Origin of the sequence: Streptomyces sp. NPDC049837 (assembly GCF_040674455.1) — a bacterium.
In the GTDB taxonomy this organism is placed as follows: domain Bacteria; phylum Actinomycetota; class Actinomycetes; order Streptomycetales; family Streptomycetaceae; genus Streptomyces.
Map to the genome: position 1 here is coordinate 336,063 of NZ_JBFAMP010000009.1, position 13,732 is coordinate 349,794.

General features: G+C 71.3%; 15 protein-coding genes. 7 read left to right on the top strand and 8 right to left on the bottom strand.

Annotated features, from left to right (window positions below; all coding sequences use genetic code 11):
* Positions 1-94: 94 nt before the first annotated feature.
* Genes AB0J57_RS25225 through AB0J57_RS25240 form a run of 4 tightly spaced genes read left to right on the top strand, consistent with a single transcriptional unit; the run spans position 95 to position 3,292 of the window.
* Positions 95-1,036 (top strand): phosphatase PAP2 family protein, encoded by a 942-nt coding sequence (locus AB0J57_RS25225; RefSeq protein ID WP_366130547.1) that lies wholly within the window; start codon positions 95-97, stop codon positions 1,034-1,036.
* 34 nt (positions 1,037-1,070) lie between these two features.
* Positions 1,071-1,940 (top strand): decaprenyl-phosphate phosphoribosyltransferase, encoded by an 870-nt coding sequence (locus AB0J57_RS25230; protein WP_366130589.1) that lies wholly within the window; start codon positions 1,071-1,073, stop codon positions 1,938-1,940.
* A gap of 14 nt (positions 1,941-1,954) precedes the next feature.
* Positions 1,955-2,350 carry a GtrA family protein gene (locus tag AB0J57_RS25235; protein ID WP_366130548.1) on the top strand — a complete coding sequence of 132 codons (396 nt, stop codon included), beginning with the start codon at positions 1,955-1,957 and terminating at the stop codon, positions 2,348-2,350.
* Positions 2,351-2,359: 9 nt separating this feature from the next.
* Positions 2,360-3,292, top strand: a complete 933-nt coding sequence (locus AB0J57_RS25240; RefSeq protein WP_366130549.1) for a YihY/virulence factor BrkB family protein — start codon at positions 2,360-2,362, stop codon at positions 3,290-3,292.
* Here AB0J57_RS25240 and AB0J57_RS25245 read toward each other — a convergent pair.
* Complete coding sequence (locus AB0J57_RS25245; protein WP_366130550.1) at positions 3,204-4,520, bottom strand: D-alanyl-D-alanine carboxypeptidase; 1,317 nt, start codon at positions 4,518-4,520, stop codon at positions 3,204-3,206. The genes AB0J57_RS25240 and AB0J57_RS25245 overlap by 89 nt on opposite strands.
* 85 nt (positions 4,521-4,605) lie before the next feature.
* Between AB0J57_RS25245 and AB0J57_RS25250 the strand changes: the two genes are divergently transcribed.
* From AB0J57_RS25250 to AB0J57_RS25260, 3 genes are all read left to right on the top strand, one after another.
* On the top strand, positions 4,606-4,851 hold the full coding sequence (locus AB0J57_RS25250; RefSeq protein ID WP_366130551.1) for a hypothetical protein: 246 nt from the start codon (positions 4,606-4,608) through the stop codon (positions 4,849-4,851).
* A 13-nt stretch (positions 4,852-4,864) separates the two neighbouring features.
* Positions 4,865-6,202, top strand: coding sequence for a metallophosphoesterase (locus tag AB0J57_RS25255; RefSeq protein ID WP_366130552.1), 1,338 nt, complete (start codon positions 4,865-4,867; stop codon positions 6,200-6,202).
* Between the two features lie 110 nt (positions 6,203-6,312).
* Positions 6,313-7,866, top strand: coding sequence for an ABC transporter substrate-binding protein (locus tag AB0J57_RS25260; RefSeq protein WP_366130553.1), 1,554 nt, complete (start codon positions 6,313-6,315; stop codon positions 7,864-7,866).
* Here AB0J57_RS25260 and AB0J57_RS25265 read toward each other — a convergent pair.
* The 7 genes from AB0J57_RS25265 to sdhA all read right to left on the bottom strand — a co-directional run bounded on the left by AB0J57_RS25265 (position 7,853) and on the right by sdhA (position 13,712).
* Positions 7,853-8,629 carry a TetR family transcriptional regulator gene (locus AB0J57_RS25265; RefSeq protein WP_366130590.1) on the bottom strand — a complete coding sequence of 259 codons (777 nt, stop codon included), beginning with the start codon at positions 8,627-8,629 and terminating at the stop codon, positions 7,853-7,855. The genes AB0J57_RS25260 and AB0J57_RS25265 overlap by 14 nt on opposite strands.
* 20 nt (positions 8,630-8,649) lie before the next feature.
* Positions 8,650-9,066, bottom strand: coding sequence for a DCC1-like thiol-disulfide oxidoreductase family protein (locus tag AB0J57_RS25270; protein WP_366130554.1), 417 nt, complete (start codon positions 9,064-9,066; stop codon positions 8,650-8,652).
* 7 nt (positions 9,067-9,073) lie between these two features.
* A complete protein-coding gene (locus tag AB0J57_RS25275) occupies positions 9,074-9,487 on the bottom strand; it encodes a hypothetical protein (RefSeq protein ID WP_366130555.1) in 414 nt (137 codons plus the stop codon).
* 150 nt (positions 9,488-9,637) lie between these two features.
* A complete protein-coding gene (locus tag AB0J57_RS25280; protein WP_366130556.1) occupies positions 9,638-9,829 on the bottom strand; it encodes a ferredoxin in 192 nt (63 codons plus the stop codon).
* 11 nt (positions 9,830-9,840) lie between these two features.
* Entirely contained in the window at positions 9,841-11,031 is a 1,191-nt protein-coding gene (locus tag AB0J57_RS25285) for a cytochrome P450 (protein WP_366130557.1), read from the bottom strand.
* Positions 11,032-11,199: 168 nt separating this feature from the next.
* Entirely contained in the window at positions 11,200-11,958 is a 759-nt protein-coding gene (locus AB0J57_RS25290) for a succinate dehydrogenase iron-sulfur subunit (protein WP_366130558.1), read from the bottom strand.
* Positions 11,958-13,712 carry a succinate dehydrogenase flavoprotein subunit gene (gene sdhA / locus AB0J57_RS25295; RefSeq protein WP_366130559.1) on the bottom strand — a complete coding sequence of 585 codons (1,755 nt, stop codon included), beginning with the start codon at positions 13,710-13,712 and terminating at the stop codon, positions 11,958-11,960. The genes AB0J57_RS25290 and sdhA overlap by 1 nt, the downstream gene beginning before the upstream one ends.
* Positions 13,713-13,732 lie beyond the last annotated feature (20 nt).

Sequence of the window (13,732 nt, forward strand, 5' to 3'; positions counted from 1 at the left end):
AGTGTCATGAAAGATTGCCGCGTCCTCCGGCGCGCGGCGCGCCAGAGTCGCCCGTGGTGCACCCGTCCACGGACGACGAAAGGGGTGGCGGAGGATGCGATACGCGGGGGCCGACCGGTCGTTGCTGTGCGCGCTGCACGCCTGGGGGCGCCGCCGGCCGGCGGTGGCGGCGGCCGCGCGCACGCTGTCGTACGCCGGCGAGCACGGCGCGCTCTGGCTCGCGGCCGGTCTCACCGCCGCCGCGGCCGACCCCGCGCGCCGCACCCCCTGGCTCCGCGCCACCACCCTCACGGCCACGGCCCACTTGGCCGCCATGGCCCTCAAACCCCTCGCCCGCCGCCCCCGCCCGGCCCCCGGCCCCGCCCCGGTGGCGCCCTCCGCTGATCGCCCGGTCCCGCCCGCCGCACCCGCGCCGGGTGCCGTGGCCCCGGTCGTCGGGTCCGCGCTGGGCGCGCCGGCCCTGGGCGGTCGCCCCTGCCCGTGCGAGGCGCCCGGACCGGCCGCCGCGCACCCGGCGGGTGCCGTGGCCCCGGGTGCCGCGCCCGGTGCGGGTGCTTTGGCGCCGGTGGGCGCCGGTGCGGCAGCTCCTGAGGGTGGTGGTGACTGCTCGTGTGCCGGTCCCGAGCCGTGGGCGACCGGCCCGGGCGCCGGGGCCGGTGGGGTCGCCCTGCCCTGCTCGTGCACCACACCCGCGTCCCGCGCCGACGCCGCGGTCCCGAGCGCAGTACGAGGGCAGCGACGCCCGGGCCGCGTGGGGCGGGGCCTGCCGTCGCCCGTCGTGGGGCGGTACTCGTTCCCCAGTTCGCATGCCGCGTCGGCGGCTGCCGCGGCGGTGGCGTTCGGGGCGGTGCGGCCGGGGGTGCGGTGGGTGGGCGTACCGGTGGCGGCGGCGATGTGCGTGTCCCGTCTGGTGGTGGGCGTGCACTACCCGACCGACGTGGCGGCCGGGGCCCTGCTGGGTGCCGTGACGGCCTGGCGGCTGCGGGACGTGGCGGATCGTTTCTGCACCTACGGCGGGAGCAGCCGCCGTGGGTGAGCCGACCGTCGCGGCGGCGACCGCCACCCGCCCGGTGTCCCCGGCGGTCGTCCTGCCGCTCGGGCTCGTGCGGGCCGCGCGGCCCCGCCAGTGGGTCAAGAACGTGCTCGTGGCCGCCGCGCCCGCCGCCGCCGGGCAGCTCGCGTCCCGGCACACCGCCCTCCAACTGGGCATCGTCTTCATGCTGTTCACCGCCGCGGCCGCCGCCGTCTACCTCGTCAACGACGCCCGCGACGCCGACGCCGACCGCGCCCACCCCGTCAAGTGCCGCCGCCCCGTGGCCGCCGGGGAGGTGCCCGTGTCCGTGGCGTACGGGACCGGCGGCGTCCTCGCGCTCGGGGCGCTCGCCGGCGGCGCCGTGCTGTGCAACACCCTGACGGCCGCACTGCTGGCCGCGTACCTGGTGATGCAGCTCGCCTACTGCCTCCGCCTCAAACACGTCCTCGTCGTCGACCTCGCCGTCGTCACGACCGGCTTCGTGATGCGCGCCATGATCGGCGGGGTGGCGCTCGGCATCCCGCTCTCGCGCTGGTTCCTCATCACCACCGGCTTCGGCGCCCTCTTCATGGTCGCCGCCAAGCGGTACTCCGAGGCCGTGCAGATGGAGGGCAGGGGAGAGACACGGGTGCTGCTCACCGAGTACACGACCGGCTACCTCCGCTTCGTCTGGCAGCTCGCCGCCGGTGTCGCCGTGCTCGGCTACTGCCTCTGGGCCCTGGAGCACAGCGGCACCTGGCGCCAGCTCTCCACCATCGCCTTCATCCTCGCCGTCCTCCGCTACGCCGTCTTCGCCGACCGCGGCACCGCCGGCGCCCCCGAGGACGTCGTCCTGCGCGACCGCCCGCTCGCCGTCATCGGCCTCGCGTGGCTCGCGATGTACGGGATGGCGGTGGCGGACCTGTGAAAGGTGGCGGACCTGTGAAGCGTGAGGCGGCCGGGTTCCTGCTCGTGGGCGGTGTCGCGTACGCCGCCGACCTCGGCCTCTTCCTCCTGCTCCGCCCCCACCTCGACCCGCTCCCCGCCAAGGCGCTCGCCTTCCTCGCCGGCTGCACCGTCGCCTACCTCGGCAACGCCCTCGGCACGTACCGCCGCCGCAGCGTCCACCTCCGCGAGTACGGGGCGTTCTTCGGGGTCAACCTGGCGGGCGCGGCCGTGCAGATGGCGTGTCTCGGCGCGTCGCACTACGGGCTCGGGCTCACCTCCCCGCTCGCCGACACCGTCTCGGGGCTCGGCGTGGGCATGGTGCTCGCCACCTGCCTGCGCTTCTGGGGCACACGCACCCTGGTCTTCGGATCAGTCGGATCAAGGGGGTAGGGGCACGGCATGGACTGGCTGACCAAGCTCCCCGTCATCGGCCCCTGGGCCGCCCGCCTGCTGCGGACGCACGCCTGGCGCTCGTACGAGACCCTCGACCACGCCCACTGGACCCGCCTGGCCGCGGCCATCACGTTCATCAGCTTCCTCGCCCTCTTCCCGCTGATCACCGTCGCCGCCGCCGTCGGCGCCGCGCTGCTGAGCGACGAACAGCTCCGCAGCATCGAGGACAAGCTCGCCGAGCAGGTCCCGGGCATCTCCGACCAGCTCGACCTCGACGCGCTCGTCGCCAACGCCGGCACCGTCGGACTCGTCGCCGGTGCGCTGCTGCTGTTCACCGGCATCGGCTGGGTGGGCTCCATGCGCGAGTGCCTGCGCGCGGTGTGGGGGCTCGACGACAACGACGGCGACAACCCCTTCGTACGCAAGGGCAAGGACGCCGTGGTCCTGCTCGGCCTCGGCGTGACCGGCCTCGCCTCGCTCGCCGCCTCCGGCCTCGGCTCCACCGCCGTCGGCTGGACCGCCGAACGGCTCGGGATCTCCGAGAGCGGCGCCGGTGGCGTACTCCTCCAGGCCGGGGCCCTCGCGGTCGCCGTCCTCGCCGACTTCCTGATCCTGCTGTACGTCCTGACCCTGCTGCCCGGCGTCCAGCCGCCGCGCCGCCGCCTCGTCGTGGCGGGGCTGATCGGCGCGGTCGGCTTCGAGGCGCTGAAGCTGCTGCTCGGTGGCTATATGAAGTATGTGGCGGCGAAGTCGATGTACGGGGCGTTCGGGGTGCCCGTCGCGCTCCTGCTCTGGATCAACTTCACCGCCAAGCTGCTGCTCTTCTGCGCCGCGTGGACGGCGACCGGTTCTAAGCAGGAGGCTGCTGAGAAGGAGGCTGCTGAGAAGAGGGCTGACGACGACGGCGTACCAGCTCCGGAAGCGGCCAACGGCGGTTGACGAGGAACACCCCGCCCGCCAGCAGCACCAGCACCCCGCCGGCCACCGCCAGCGCCGTCCCGGCCCCGCCCGCGCCGCCGGCCGCCGCGACCGTCGCCTTGCCGTTGCCGGTGCCACTGCCGTCACCGGCCGCCTGGTCGCCGCCGCCCGTCCCGGTCTGGCCGTTCCCGCCGCTCTCGCCCGACCCGGTGCCGGTCTTCGCCGACTTCGGCGGCACCAGCTCACCGACCGGCTTCACCTTCCCGGACGCCGCGAAACCCCAGTCCAGCAGGCGCGCCGCCTCCTTGTAGACGGCGTGGCTCTCCTTGGCCGACGGGTTCATGACGGTGACCAGCAGCACCTTGCCGTTCCGCTCGGCGACCCCGGTGAAAGTGGCGCCCGCGTGCGTCGTGCTGCCGTTCTTGACCCCGGCGATGCCCTGGTAGGCCGGGATGCCGTAGTCGCCGGTCAGCAGCCGGTTGGTGTTCTGGATCTCGAACGTCGACCGCTTCTTGTTGCCGGGCTTGACCTCCCCGGGGAACTTCGCGCGGGGCGTCGAGCAGTACTCCCGGAAGTCCTTGTTCTGCATGCCGCTGCGCGCGATGAGGGTGAGGTCGTACGCGGACGAGACCTGGCCCACGGCGTCGTACCCGTCCGGGGAGACGACGTCCGTGTCGAGCGCCTGGAGCTCGTCGGCGCGGTCGTTCATCTCCTTGACGGTCTTGTCGATGCCGCCGTTCATCGCCGACAGCACGTGCACGGCGTCGTTGCCGGAGCGGAGGAAGACGCCGAGCCACAGGTCGTGGACGGTGTACGCCTGCTTCTCCTTGACGCCGACGAGGCTGGAGCCCTCACCGACCTTCGCGAGGTCCTGGGGCGTGACCAGGCGCGACTGGTTGCGGGGCAGCTTCGGCAGCACCGTGTCCGCGAACAGCATCTTCAGGGTGGAGGCGGGAGGCAGCCGCCAGTGCGCGTTGTGCGCGGCCAGCACGTCACCGCTCTCCGCGTCGGCGACGATCCAGGAGCGGCCCGTCACCTCCTTGGGCAGCACCGGCACCCCGGGGGCCAGGTTCACCTGCGTGCCGGGCTTGCCGAGCTTCACCCCGCCGACCGTCGACATGGCGGCGGGCGGCTTCGGCTGCTTCTCCTCCTTGTCCGGGCCCGGAGCCGCCAGGGCCGGGGCAGCGGTGAGGAGGGGAACCAACGCGGCGGCGGCGACCGTCAGCACGGTCTTTTTCAAAGCTGACACGGTCGAGAACGTACAGGGAGCGTTCACCGAAGCCGACACCACACCCCGCAGAAGGCCCCCGACCGGCCGTGGTGATACTGAACCCATGAAGCTCAGCCGCTCCGCCTCCTGGTTCCTGCTCGCATTCGGGGTGTGGAGCTGGTTCATCTGGATCACTTTCGTCAAGAATCTCTGGAACGACGGGAGCGGTCTCGCCTTCGACGACGCGGGCGACCCGACTGCCTACTTCTGGGTTCATCTGCTGCTCGCCATCACGTCCTTTGTTCTGGGGACGGTGGTGGGCGTCATCGGGTTGCGTGGCGTACGCGCATTGCGCCGCGACCGCGGATAGGGGGTACGGGGTCGTGCTGGTCGTCCTGTTGGTGATCGTGGTCGTGCTCGCCCTGCTGGCGGCGGTGCACTGGTACGTGTGGCGCCGCCTCGTGCGCGACGTGACGCGGCCGGGCGGCGTGGCGCGACGCGTGGGCACGGTCGCCGTGGTCGTGCTGCCGCTGCTGTCGGTGGGCGCGCTGACGGCGGGACGGGCGGGGGCGCCGTTCCCCCTCCAGCAGGCCGTGGCCTGGCCGGGCTTCCTGTGGCTGGCCCTGCTGCTGTACGTGGTGCTCGCCCTGCTGGTCGGCGAGGCGGTCCGGCCCCTGCTGCGCCGCGCCCTGGAACGCCGGGCGGCCACGGCCGGGGCGCCCCCGGCCGTGGCGCCCATGCCCGAGCCGGAGTGTCCGCCCGTGCCGGTCGCCGCCGCAGGCGGCACCGAGCAAGGGCACCGCGCGGGACCTGCCCGCCCCGCACCCGAGGCGCCCGCGCCCGAGCCCGGCGGCCCGGCCGTCCCGGCGGACGCCGCCGCAGGCGACACGCCCGCCGTCTCCCGGCGGCTGTTCGTGTCGCGGGTCGTCGGGGGGACCGCCGCGGCCGCCGCGCTGGGCACCGTCGGGTACGGGACGTACGGCGTCATGCGGGGGCCGCGTGTCACGCGGGTCACCGTGCCGCTGGCGAAGCTGGCCCGTGGCGCGCACGGGTACCGGATTGCGGTCGTGAGCGACATCCACCTGGGGCCCATCCTGGGGCGGGCCCACACGCAGCGGATCGTCGACGCGATCAACGCCACCCAGCCGGACCTCGTCGCCGTCGTCGGCGACATGGTCGACGGCAGCGTCGAGAACCTGGGCCCGGCCGCCGAGCCGCTCGCGCAGCTCCGGGCCCGGGACGGCTCGTTCTTCGTGACCGGCAACCACGAGTACTTCTCCGGCGCCGAGGAGTGGGTCGACCACGTGCGCGAACTCGGCCTTCGCCCGCTGCGCAACGAGCGCGTCGAGATCGCCGGGTTCGACCTCGCCGGGGTGAACGACGTCGCGGGCGAGAATTACGGCGACGGCCCCGACTTCGCCGCCGCCCTCGGCGACCGCGACCGGGCACGCGCCGCCGTGCTGCTCGCCCACCAGCCGGTCGTCATCCACGACGCCGTGCGGCACGGGGTCGACCTCCAGCTCTCCGGCCACACCCACGGCGGCCAGCTCTGGCCCGGCAACTTCCTCGCCGAGCTGGCCAACCCCACCGTCGCCGGGCTCGAACGGTACGGCGACACCCAGCTCTACGTCTCCCGGGGCGCGGGCGCCTGGGGCCCGCCCGTCCGCGTCGGCGCCCCCTCCGACATCACGCTCGTGGAGCTCGCCTCCAAGCAGGCCTAGCCGCCCGCCCGCAGATGTGATGACGGCGTGAAAGTTCAGACTTCCACAATTCAACAGCGTGTGATTGGGTGACTCCGTCGCGGCAGGGGTGGCGTGAAGGGAATCACGGCATGCGCTCGGTGCGTCTTCGGGTCCTCGTCCTGTGTGTCGTCTTACTCGCCGCCGGGATCGGGGGATGGCAGTTACTTCCCTCGGCCGGCGCCCGGGACGACCCGATCACCGTCGGTACGACGGACGAGGTCACGTCCCTCGACCCCGCCGGGGCGTACGACGCCGGCTCGTGGGCCCTGTACAGCAACGTCTTCCAGTCGCTGCTGACCTTCGAACCGGGCTCCCCGGTCCCCGTCCCGGACGCCGCCGCAGGCTGTGAGTTCACCGGGATGAACCTCCAGACCTACCGCTGCGAACTGCGCGACGACCTCCGGTTCGCGAGCGGCCGCAAGATCACCGCCGAGGACGTCAAGTACTCCTTCGACCGCATGCTCGGAATAGGGGCGGACGTCGGGCCCCGCGCCCTGTTCACCGCTCTGCGCCGCGTCGACGCCGACGGCTCCACGGTCACGTTCCACCTCGGCGCCCGGGACGCGACCTTCCCCCAGAAGCTGGCCACCGGCGCCGGCGCCATCGTCGACCGCACCCAGTACCCGAAGGGCGCCCTGCGCGAGGGCCACGGCGTCGACGGTTCGGGGCCGTACGTCCTCGCGGCGTACGAGCCGGGCGTCCGTGCCCTGCTGGAACCCAACCCGCGCTACAAGGGCGCCGTCCGCAAGACCGGCGGCCCGGTGGAGGTCCGTTACTTCGAGGACTCCGACGGCCTGGCCGCCGCCTGGGCGGACCGTCAGCTCGACGTCATACACCGCCAGTTGCCGCCGAAGACGCTGTCCGGGATGGACGCGAACGCGGACGGCGTGCACATGACCGAGGCCGGGAGCGCCGAGATCCGCAACCTGGTCTTCAACGTGCGGGCGGGCTCACCGATGGCGGACAAGGCCGTGCGCAGGGCCGTCGCCGCGCTCATCGACCGGCCCGCCATCGTCACCCGCGCGTACCACTCCACCGTGGAGCCCCTCTACTCCCTGATCCCCCAGGGCTTCGCGGGCCACAACACCGCCTTCCACGACGTGGATCCGGACCCCAGCGCCCAGCGTGCGGGGCGACTGCTGCGTGACGCCGGCGTCGAGACGCCGGTCCGGTTCACCTACGCCCACCGCGCCGGTCCCACGTACGCCGCCGAGGCCGCCGAACTGCGCAGGCAGTTGGAGGCCGCCGGCCTGTTCGAGGTGAGGGTCGTCGAAGTGGAGTGGAAGGCCTTCCAGAAGGGGTACGCGAGCGGCGCCTATGACGCCTACGGGCTGGGCTGGGTCCCGGACTTCCCCGACCCCGACAGCTTCACCCAGCCCCTCGTCGGCCGCGCCAACACCCTCCACAACGGCTACGCCAGCCCCCGCGTCGACCGGCTGATCGCCTCCACCCAGCAGTACGGCGACCGGGGCCGGGCCATGAAGGACTTCGAGTCGATCCAGCGGGAGGTGGCGGCGGACGTGCCGCTCGTCCCGCTGTGGCAGAAGAAGGACTACGTCGTGAGCACCGACGACGTCGCCGGTTCGCCGTACCTGTCGGACGGCACGGGCATCTGGCGCCTGTGGCGGCTCAGTTGGATCTAGAACCGGACGCAGAAACGGATCCAGAACCGTCCGTCCGCCTGTCGACGGCACCCGGCATGAACTCCTCCAGCACCTCGTGCACCTGCCGCACCAGCGGCCGCAGCACCCGGAACCGGGACAGCCCGATGGCGCGGGCGGCGATGGGCGCGGTGCGCTCGACGAGGCGGCGGCTGCGTTCGGTGCCTTCCGTCCGGTCGTACACCCAGAACAGCACCAGCCCCATCTGCATCAGCCACATCAAGTGGGGGAGCATCTGGGCCAGTTCGGGCGCGGTCTTGGTGTCGGAGCCGAACAGGACGCGCTCGTGGATGGAGATGGCGGCCTCGCGGGCCGCGACCGACTCGGGCGAGAAGGGACTGAGCGGGCTCTCGGGGTCGGCGGCGTTCTTGAAGAACTGGGTAGCGAACGGGTGGTACGGCTCCGCCACGTCCAGCCAGGTCAGCAGCGAGTCCCTGATCCGTACCGCCAGGTCCTTGTCGCCCGACAGGACCGGCTGGACCGCCGCCTCGTGCTCGGCGGCCAGCCGGTCGTAGAAGCCCTGGACCAGGTGCTCCTTGGAGGAGAAGTAGTAGTAGGCGTTGCCGACGGAGACGCCCGCCTCCTGGGCGATGGCCCGCATCGTCGTCTTGTCGTACCCGCGCTCCTGGAAGAGCCGGAGCGCGGTTTCGAGGATGAGGGTGCGGGTCTGCTCGCTCTTGGGCGCCTTGGCGGGCCTCGTGGGCTTCGCGGGCTCCGGAGCCTGGGCGTCCGTCACGTCGTTCACGTCCTTCACGGTCCCCGAGCCTAGTGGGGCGCGTCCGGTACGCCGCACCGGCCGTCCCCGCACCCCCGGCCGGCGGCGGGGGCGAGGGCCTCGCGCCACTTGGCGGCGGCCAGGACGGTGACGCGGGCGAAGGGCATCCCGGCCGGGGTGGCCAGCCAGTGGGCCTTGGACCGGTACTCGGCCAGGGCCCACAGGCACACGATCAGCGCGGCGTTCGAACGGTAGACCTGCCCGCCGTCCCCGACCACCGTGATCTCCTTCAGCGTGGCCCGGTGGTCCAGCTCCGGGAAGCGGCGGCGGGCCTCCTCCGAGGCGGCGGGCACCAGGTCCAGCGGGACGAGCTGGGGCTGCCGCCGCAGCCAGTGCCGCAGGTGGACGCAGAGCGGGCAGTGCGCGTCGTACAGCACGGTCAGCCGTCGCACGGGCAGGCCGGTCACGGTTGCCTCACACGCCGGTCGCGGTGGCCGGACCGGTCCAGGCCTGCGGCGGCACCGGCGGCGTCTGCTCCCGCTCCAGCGCGCCGCGCCGGCGGATCTTGTTGAGCACGTAGACGTTGCCGAGGTGCATCACGCCGAGGACGAGCAGGACGACACCGAGCTTCACCGACAGGGCCTCGAACAACCGCCGGGCGTCGGCGACGCTCTCGTCCTGGCTCAGGTAGAGCGCGACGAAGCCGAAGTTGACCAGGTAGAAGCCGACCACCAGCAGGTGGTTCACGGCCTCGGCGAGCTTCTCGTTCCCCTGGAGCACATCGGCGAGGAAGATCCGCCCGTTCCGGCTGAGCGTGCGCGCCACCCAGATGGTGAGCCCCACGCTGATCAGCAGGTAGATGACGTACGCGACAACAGTGAGGTCCATCCCCCACCCTCCTTTGAACGCGTTCAAATGGTGATGTCCATGACTGTAGACCTGTCTTTGAACATGTTCAACTCGCCAGAAGGGTGTCGCCCGTCACGACATGACGACGCCCGGCGGGGGAGTACCCCGCCGGGCGTCGGCCCGCCACCGCTACGGCGTCACCTTGATGGCGCTCACCGGGCAGGCCCGGGCGGCCTCTCTCACCAGAGGACTGCCGGCGCCGTCCTCGCTCCCGGGCACCAGCTCGCTGAACCCGTCGTCGTCCTGGGTGAAGACGTCCGGCGCGGTCATGGCGCACTGCCCCGCGCCGATGCAGACGTCCTTGTCGATCAGAATGTCCATGGGCCTCGTCCTCACCATGTGACGGGGAGCTCCAGCATCCCCTGGATCGTGTCCCCCGGTTTGAAGGGGATCTCCTCGGCCGGTGCCGCCAGCCGCAGTCCGGGCAGGCGCTCGAAGAGCGTCCGCAGCGCGATCTCCATCTCCGCCCGCGCCAGGTTCTGCCCCAGGCACTGGTGGATGCCGAAGCCGAACGCGACGTGGTGGCGGGCCGACCGGTGCCAGTCCAGTCTGTCCGGCTCGGCGTAGGCGGATGTGTCCCGGTTGATGACCGACGTCGAGAAGACGACGCCCTCGTCCGCCCGTATCGTCACGCCCGCGATGTCGATGTCCTCCCTCGCCACCCGCAGCATCCCGTCGGCGATCGACAGGAACCGCAGCAGCTCCTCCACGGCGGTCGGCATCAGCGCCGGGTCCGCCTTCAGTTCGGCCAACTGCTCCGGGTGCCGGAGCAGCGTGAACGTCCCGAGCGAGATCATGTTCGCGGTGGTCTCATGGCCCGCCACGAGCAGGATCGTGGCCAGCTCGACGAGTAACTGCTTGTCCAGGTGACCCTGGGTGAGCTGCTGCGCGATCAGGTCGTCGAGGACGCCCTCCCCGGGTTTGTCGCGTTTACGCTCAACCAGATCGCCGAGGTAGCCCTCCAACTGGTTGCCGGCGTCCTCCGTGTCCTCGGCCGTGGGTCCGCGCAGCAGCCTGCGCGACTGCGACTCGAAGAACTCGTGGTCGGCGTACGGCACGCCCAGCACGTCGCAGATGACGATGGACGGCACCGGCAGGGCGAACGCCGACACCAGCTCGGCCGGCGGCCCCTGCTCGACCATCGCGTCGATGAGCTGGTCCACCGTCTGCTGGATGCGCGGCCGCAGATCGGCCGTGCGCTTGAGCGTGAAGCTCGGGATGAGCATCCGGCGCTGGACGTTGTGCTCGGGGTCGTCCATGCCGATCAGGGGGGCGCGGCGGCGGTTGCGTACGGCGGCGAAGCGCTCCGTCGGTATCGGGAACGCCTCATGGGTGGTGTCGGTGGACAGCCGCTGGTCGGACAGCAGTTGGCGCGCGGCGGCGTGCCCGGTGACGATCCACACCGAGCGGCCGTCGTAGAGCGTCACACGGGACAGCGGCCGCTCCTCGCGCAGCGGTCGGTAGGCGGTGGGCGGGTGGTAGGGACAGGCGCGGTCCTGGGGGAACGCGACGGCTTCCGTCATGGGGGCCTCACAAGCAGCGAGTTTCGGATTGCCGATCACCACTACATGCCCCAGGCATCCATCCGGTCTACGCGCAGTTCGGCCAAACCACCGCTATGGGCGATGCGCAGGACGAAGGGCCCGTTTCCGCGAGGAAACGGGCCCTTCGCCTGAGAACCAGAGAAAGCGTCAGTAGCGGCGCGTGATCAGCGCGCGCTTGACTTCCTGGATCGCCTTGGTGATCTCGATACCGCGCGGGCAGGCCTCCGTGCAGTTGAACGTGGTGCGGCAGCGCCACACGCCGTCCTTGTCGTTGAGGATCTCCAGCCGCTGCTCCCCGGCCTCGTCGCGCGAGTCGAAGATGAAGCGGTGCGCGTTCACGATCGCGGCCGGACCGAAGTACTGGCCGTCGTTCCAGAACACCGGGCAGGACGACGTGCACGCGGCGCACAGGATGCACTTGGTGGTGTCGTCGAACCGCTCGCGGTCCTCGGCGGACTGGATGCGCTCACGCGTCGGCTCGTTGCCCTTGGTGACGAGGAAGGGCATCACGTCGCGGTACGCCTGGAAGAACGGCTCCATGTCCACGACCAGGTCCTTGAGGACCGTCAGGCCCTTGATGGCCTCGATCGTGATGGGCTTCTCCGGGTTGATGTCCTTGATCAGCGTCTTGCAGGCGAGCCTGTTCTTGCCGTTGATCCGCATCGCGTCGGAGCCGCAGATGCCGTGCGCGCAGGAGCGCCGGAAGGTCAGCGAGCCGTCGACGTCCCACTTGATCTTGTGGAGACCGTCGAGCACACGCTCCTTCGGGTCGATCTCGATCTGGAAGTCCTGCCACTGAGCCTCGTCCGAGACCTCCGGGTTGAACCGGCGGATCCGGAAGGTGACCGTGATGTACGGCGAGGCTGCGGAGTCCTTCTCCACCTTGTCCAGTACGGGGGTAGCCATCAGTACTTACGCTCCATCGGCTGGTAGCGGGTCTGGACGACGGGCTTGTAGTCGAGACGCACGGTCTCGGTGCCGTCGGCGCCGACCTCGCGGTACGCCATGGTGTGGCGCATGAAGTTGACGTCGTCGCGGTTCGGGTAGTCCTCGCGGTAGTGACCGCCGCGGGACTCCTTGCGGGCCAGCGCCGAAACGGCCATGACCTCGGCCAGGTCGAGCAGGTTGCCCAGCTCGATGGCCTCCAGCAGGTCCGTGTTGAACCGCTTGCCCTTGTCCTGGATGGACACGTTGAGGTACCGCTCGCGCAGCTCCGCGATCTTCTCGACCGCCGTCTTGATCGTCTGCTCGGTGCGGAACACCATCACGTTGGCGTCCATCGTCTCCTGGAGCTCCTTGCGGAGCACGGAGACCCGCTCGGTGCCGGTGGAGTTGCGCAGCCGCTCGACCTGATCCCGCACGAAGGAGGCCGGGTCCTCGGGCAGCTCGACGTAGTCGGCCTTGGCCGAGTACTCGGCGGCGGCGATACCGGCCCGCTTGCCGAAGACGTTGATGTCCAGGAGCGAGTTGGTGCCCAGGCGGTTGGCGCCGTGCACCGACACGCACGCCACCTCACCGGCGGCGTACAGACCCGGCACGACGGTGGTGTTGTCCGCCAGGACCTCACCCATCACGTTCGTCGGGATGCCGCCCATCGCGTAGTGCGCGGTCGGCTGGATCGGGATCGGGTCCGTGTAGGGCTCGATGCCCAGGTACGTACGCGCGAACTCGGTGATGTCCGGGAGCTTGGCGTCGAGCTGCTCCGGCGGCAGGTGGGTCAGGTCCAGGTACACGTGGTCGCCCTCGGGGCCGCAGCCGCGGCCCTCGCGGATCTCCGTGTAGATGGACCGGGACACCACGTCACGCGACGCGAGGTCCTTCATCACCGGCGCGTACTTCTCCATGAAGCGCTCGCCGTCCTTGTTGCGGAGGATGCCGCCCTCACCGCGGGCGCCCTCCGTCAGCAGGATGCCCATGCGCCAGATGCCCGTCGGGTGGAACTGGAAGAACTCCATGTCCTCCAGCGGCAGGCCGCGCCGGTAGCAGGCGGCCTGGCCGTCACCGGTCAGGGTGTGCGCGTTGGACGTCACCTTGAAGAACTTGCCGGTGCCGCCGGACGCGTAGATCACGGCCTTCGCCTGGAAGACGTGGATCTCACCGGTGGCCAGCTCGTAGGCGACCACACCGGCGGACTTCTTGACGCCGTTGACCTCGGTGATGAGCTGGTCGAGGACGTAGAACTCGTTGAAGAACTCCACGCCCTCCTTGACGCAGTTCTGGTACAGCGTCTGGAGGATCATGTGACCGGTGCGGTCCGCGGCGTAGCAGGACCGGCGCACCGGCGCCTCGCCGTGGTTGCGGGAGTGGCCGCCGAAGCGGCGCTGGTCGATGGTGCCGTCCGGGGTCCGGTTGAACGGCAGGCCCATCTTCTCCAGGTCGAGGACGGCGTCGATGGCCTCCTTCGCCAGGATCTCGGCGGCGTCCTGGTCGACCAGGTAGTCACCGCCCTTGACCGTGTCGAAGGTGTGCCACTCCCAGTTGTCCTCCTCCACGTTCGCCAGCGCGGCGGCCATGCCGCCCTGCGCGGCGCCCGTGTGGGAGCGGGTCGGGTAGAGCTTCGTGAGCACGGCGGTACGGCTGCGCTTCGTCGCCTCGATGGCGGCGCGCATGCCCGCGCCACCGGCGCCGACGATGACGGTGTCGTACTTGTGGATCTTCATGCGGATTTCCTCAGCCCCGT

Bases quoted from the DNA above. Each gene is read 5' to 3' on its own strand.
- AB0J57_RS25225 (WP_366130547.1), top strand. From the start codon at position 95: ATGCGATACGCGGGGGCCGACCGGTCGTTGCTGTGCGCGCTGCACGCC.
- AB0J57_RS25240 (WP_366130549.1), top strand. From the start codon at position 2,360: ATGGACTGGCTGACCAAGCTCCCCGTCATCGGCCCCTGGGCCGCCCGC.
- AB0J57_RS25250 (WP_366130551.1), top strand. From the start codon at position 4,606: ATGAAGCTCAGCCGCTCCGCCTCCTGGTTCCTGCTCGCATTCGGGGTG.
- AB0J57_RS25260 (WP_366130553.1), top strand. From the start codon at position 6,313: ATGCGCTCGGTGCGTCTTCGGGTCCTCGTCCTGTGTGTCGTCTTACTC.
- AB0J57_RS25275 (WP_366130555.1), bottom strand. From the start codon at position 9,487: ATGGACCTCACTGTTGTCGCGTACGTCATCTACCTGCTGATCAGCGTG.
- AB0J57_RS25280 (WP_366130556.1), bottom strand. From the start codon at position 9,829: ATGGACATTCTGATCGACAAGGACGTCTGCATCGGCGCGGGGCAGTGC.
- AB0J57_RS25285 (WP_366130557.1), bottom strand. From the start codon at position 11,031: ATGACGGAAGCCGTCGCGTTCCCCCAGGACCGCGCCTGTCCCTACCAC.
- AB0J57_RS25290 (WP_366130558.1), bottom strand. From the start codon at position 11,958: ATGGCTACCCCCGTACTGGACAAGGTGGAGAAGGACTCCGCAGCCTCG.
- sdhA (WP_366130559.1), bottom strand. From the start codon at position 13,712: ATGAAGATCCACAAGTACGACACCGTCATCGTCGGCGCCGGTGGCGCG.